This window comes from Polaromonas sp. P1_E1_2, assembly GCF_056406035.1.
The window spans coordinates 1-2,413 of the sequence record NZ_JBFUAZ010000632.1 but is presented as its reverse complement, the minus strand read 5'-3'; the positions used below and the strand labels follow the sequence as shown (position 1 = coordinate 2,413).

Here is a 2,413-nt window from a genome sequence, read left to right as displayed (position 1 = left end):
GGTCAGTTCCTGGTACTCCGACTGCTTGCTTGCCGTCGCCGGATACACCATCATGGTGTTGCTGTTGACGATGCGCTTTTCGAGCTGGTTCTGCATCAGAATCAGGTCGATGGCGTCTTCAACTGCGACGTCCTTCACAAAGATCGTGACCCGGCCGTCGGCCTTCACTTCGCGGTCCAGCAGGATGTTCAGGCCCGTGGACCGGGACAGGGCTTCAAACACGGTGCGCATCGTGGCATCGCGGAACTGCAGCGTCACCGGGGAGCTCATCACCGACTTCGCTTCCCTGAAACGGTCACGTTCGACATCGGCTGCGGCCTTGGCGTCGAGGACGTTTTTCCGGAGCTGCGCCGCCTGCTTGTGACCGGGCTGGTCGGCCAGCACCCGCGCGGCGCGCTCGCTCGCCGCTTCCAGTTTGCCGTCTTTGAGGTAACGCTCGCCCTCGGCCAGCAGCTGGTCGTTGCGCATGTCCTGGTCTAGCGCCTTCAAGGCCGTCACCGCCCGGACATTGCTCGGGTTTAAGGCCAGCGCCCGGCCGTAGAGGTCGCGCGCGCCGGCAATATCTCCACTCGCCCGCACCTGGTCGGCCTGTTTCACGAAGCTGTCGGCATGCTTGTCGCGCTGCACCAGGTAGTCGATCTTGTAATACTGGTTGCGGCCTTCGAGCTCCGTCGCCTTCTTCAGCGAAGCGATGCCGGTATCGATTTTTCCTTCTTCAATCTGGCTCATGCCGTCGTTGTGATAGCGCGCACCGGCGCAGGCCGTGAGCAGCAGGCAGGTCAGTACGGCCGACGCGATAGGCGTCATATGGCTGCGTCCTTTGACCACGCGCTCTGCTTGATCSCCGCTTCCGGAAATTCCGGCAATCCGTTCAATTGTTTTCATCTTGGGTTGTCCAGAAGTAGAAGCGATTGTTTTTGGCCCAGAGGCAGATAGGTGAACACCACGCGGTCGCTGGTGATCTCGTCCACCCGGTAGTTGCCGGCGACGGTGTCGCCTTTTTGGATGACGGTGAGGTTGTCGCCCTGCTGGATGAAGGCCTGCTGCTGGCCATTGCCAATCCTCTTGCCCTGGATGGCACCCACCGCGATGAAGGGTAGCGGCGGCGCTGTGGGTGGTGGTGGCTCGACAGCGACTGGCGGTGGCGGCGGTTTGTGGGTCTTGGCGAAGGTGGGTGGTGGCGCGGGCGGGGCCACGACTTCCGGCGGCGGTACGAATTCAGGCGCCAGCGGGCCGAAGGGATCGCGTACCACCATCTTGTTCATGCGCTGACCGGCGCTGTTCATCGCGACGTCCAGGCTTGGGGATGCGACGTCGGCAGGGGGCGGCAGCGCCGTGCTGGACTGCGGAGAGACGGGCGGTGAGGCTGTGCGCTGACGCGGCGGTGCTGCCAGGTCAAGGTCTGCGTCGACCTGGCCAGACTGCCACTTGCCTTGCATGCCGGCCGCCAGCACAAAGCTGCCCAGGCCGGCCGCAACCAGGATGAGGGCCTTCTTCCAGCCCGCAGATGCGGCGGCAGTGCGATCTGGCGGTGACTGGTTCACGGCATGGCCTTTGCAGTGATGGGCCCAGAGACATTCGCTGGACTCTTCCCGACAGCGGGTGGCCCCTGGATGTCGCCCGCCCGCGGTGAATACACGAACGCGAGCTTGAGGAATATCTGATGCTTGACGGCTGTGCCGTCCTTGCGCTCTATGCGCAATTCCTGCACTGCCGCGTGTGGCATGGCATTGAGCACGCTGGCCAGGAATTCCTTGAGCTTGCCGTAGTTTTCGGTGATGCGCAGATCCACCAGGCGGGTGTCCAGGCCCAGGGCCGTCGGGTCCGCATCGCGGTAGTCGCCACTGGCCAACACGATGCCCAGGCTTTTTGCGATGTCAAAAATCTGTGCCAGATCGGCCGTGTAGTCGGCCGAAGGCGGGAAGATGACAGGCACGCCCCGCACAGGATTCACGGCGAGCTTGGGGCCAGGTTTCTGGGTCTGCTTCAGCTCCAGCTGCAGCGTGGTTTTCTGCAGTCGCAGCTGATGGGAAAGGCCCAGCAGCAGGGCGCCCACCAGCATCAGCCCGACGCCGCACAGCACGGGCCAGCCGAGGGCGCGCAATGACTCCAGGCCCGCGCCGCCTCGGAGCCGGTCAAGCGTCCTGGTTATGAAAGCGGGGCCGCGCATCATGGCGAGGGCGCCTTGCTGATGCCCGGCTTCAATACGGAGGGCGAGATGTCCGCCGGTATGAGCGGACTGAGCGTGTTGCTCGACGGTTCCTTTGCCAGGAAAACACCTTCATTGAGACGATTCCAGCTCGCCGTCAGCCGGAAGCGGAAGGCAGCTGGGCTGCTGCGCTCATCGAACTGGTGGCTCACGATGCGCACGTCCGAGAAACCACTCACCGTGCTCATGGCCTCGGTGTTGGCC

At 63.6% G+C, this 2,413-nt stretch carries 4 protein-coding genes; all 4 read right to left on the bottom strand.

All coding sequences use genetic code 11. The features are described from left to right. Nucleotides 1-885 (bottom strand): secretin and TonB N-terminal domain-containing protein (locus AC1D1P_RS21005; RefSeq protein ID WP_477674298.1); only part of this gene is annotated, 885 nt, incomplete at its 3' end. Next, complete coding sequence (locus AC1D1P_RS21000; protein WP_477674297.1) at nucleotides 882-1,544, bottom strand: hypothetical protein; 663 nt, start codon at nucleotides 1,542-1,544, stop codon at nucleotides 882-884. The genes AC1D1P_RS21000 and AC1D1P_RS21005, both read right to left, overlap by 4 nt. Then, nucleotides 1,541-2,173 carry a hypothetical protein gene (locus AC1D1P_RS20995; protein ID WP_477674296.1) on the bottom strand — a complete coding sequence of 211 codons (633 nt, stop codon included), beginning with the start codon at nucleotides 2,171-2,173 and terminating at the stop codon, nucleotides 1,541-1,543. The genes AC1D1P_RS21000 and AC1D1P_RS20995 overlap by 4 nt, the downstream gene beginning before the upstream one ends. After that, on the bottom strand, nucleotides 2,170-2,413 hold a 244-nt coding region (locus AC1D1P_RS20990; RefSeq protein WP_477674295.1), incomplete at its 5' end, for a hypothetical protein. The genes AC1D1P_RS20990 and AC1D1P_RS20995, both read right to left, overlap by 4 nt.